The sequence below is a fragment of the Hungatella effluvii genome (assembly GCF_003201875.1).
Classification (GTDB): domain Bacteria; phylum Bacillota; class Clostridia; order Lachnospirales; family Lachnospiraceae; genus Hungatella; species Hungatella effluvii.
In genome coordinates this window covers 1-1,851 of the sequence record NZ_QJKD01000044.1, presented here as the reverse complement: position 1 = coordinate 1,851, position 1,851 = coordinate 1, and the positions used below count along the sequence as shown (strand labels likewise).

Genomic DNA, 1,851 nt, shown 5'->3' with positions numbered 1-1,851 from the left:
TCTTTGACACATGAATGAACGTATAAGTGCCACAACCCCTTTGAAATACTGGGCTTGTGGCACTTTGTACTCTCTTCACGAAATATAGTAATGTTTTATCTGTTCTTACTTTTTTTCTGGATTTCTTTCATCTTGCGTTTTGTTAAAAACTGGTAGTCTGTCCGGAAGCCACATGCCTCATGTAGCTCGTCCGTTATTTTCTGTCGTTCATATACCGGCATAAAGCCCTGTTCTTCTATATCAGCAAAACGTATGTCCTTCAGTGCTTGGAGCAGCTGTTCGGTGGTATATGTGCCCTTCAGGGAGCGCTGCAGCAGCCTGAAATGCAATAACCCAAGAAAGCATGTGAGGAAGTGGGCTTTTATGCGGTCCTCACGGGAAAGGTAGGCCGGTCTTGCCTCAAAATCTGTTTTCATGGTCCTGAAGCAGTCCTCGATCTGCCATCTGCCTTCGCTGACTTTCAGGATATCTGTCACATCATCATCCAGGAGGTCTGTACAGATGGCATAAACGCCGTCATATTTTTCCTCTTCGGCAATCTTTTCTTGGTCAAGGAAGTAATGTACCTTTGCCTTTTCCCCTTCTTCCGTCACTGCAATCCTGTTTACAAACCTTGCCGGGTCATTTGGGTTTTTCCGCTGCCTTTTTAAAGCGCCATCAGCAACCATCTTTTCAGCACGGACAACCTGTTCCCCACGGACCGCTTTTTGGTATGCCGCATATTTAGGGGAATACGTAATGATCAGCCTTTGGTGGAGTTTTTTCGTTGTGTACGGCTCATCTTTATAAAAAAGGTTCTGCCGGTCATCCTCTGTCAGCTGTGTGATATCCACTGGCGCGTCATCAGACAGGCGTTTAAAACCTTTCATATCCAGAGCCCATTCACGATCCTCAGCCGGAAGCTTTTTGATGGACTGCGTGACAATGAATGACCGCTGTCCTAAATGATTCAATACCCTGTTGTCTTCTGAGGCGAGTCCAGCATCGCTGCAATAGATGAATTTCTCGCACCCGAACTGCTGGAGGATTTGAGATTCCAAGGGCTTCAGGGATTTCTGCTCATTCTGGTTGCCGGGGAAAAGCGAGAAGGCTAACGGGATCCCGTCCCCGTCGGTGAAAAGCCCCATCTGGATAATCGGATTGGGTCTGTGCTCCTTGCTTTTCCCATACCTCCGGTCCCCGTCTTCCTGCTCAATCTCGAAATAGTAGTTTGAGCAGTCATAATAAAGGATCCTGTCGTTTCTGCCGCCTAGAAAAAAACTGTTTTTAAATACTTCCGCCTGGATAAAGTCAAGCTCTTTGGCGAGGACAGAAAGTGCACGGTATACGTCATGAAGTTCATAAGCCGGTGCCTCCAGAAACTGTTTTGCAGCCCTGAAGGAGGACCTTTTGCTGGAAGGGTCCAAGACTCTGGTATAAACCAGATCGGAAAGGATGGCGTTTAAGTCATACTCAAACTTGTAACGGCCCTTGATCTTCCTGCAAACGGAATCCATCTTAAGTTTATAGTAAACAGACTGGAGGAAGAGGTAGCCGCCGCCAAAAAGCTTTTGCTTGTTGTAATCCATAGGCCTATTCGGATGGAATGGGACCATGACAGCCGCCCCCTCAGTCTCGCTCTTGTATTTCAGGGTTTCAAGGCGTGCTTCTTCATTAGCCCATGCCATAACACCAGCCCGGTCGGTGCCGAGACGTCTTGAGAGCTCGGCCAGAGTGCCAAGCTTGCGTATGGTCTTAGAAGTGCTTTTTCCTTGGGCATTCGTATAGGATTTGGTAATGTAAAAGGATTCTGAGTTTTTTGATCTGGATGTAGTAACCCGCATAAATAATCACCTCAACACCATTATAGCA

Annotated in this window: 1 protein-coding gene; it reads right to left on the bottom strand. The window is 46.9% G+C overall.

The genetic code is table 11. The annotated features are described in order from the left end of the window. Window positions 1-95: 95 nt before the first annotated feature. Window positions 96-1,823, bottom strand: a complete 1,728-nt coding sequence (locus DFR60_RS30100; RefSeq protein ID WP_110326988.1) for an IS1634 family transposase — start codon at window positions 1,821-1,823, stop codon at window positions 96-98. Window positions 1,824-1,851: the final 28 nt, after the last annotated feature.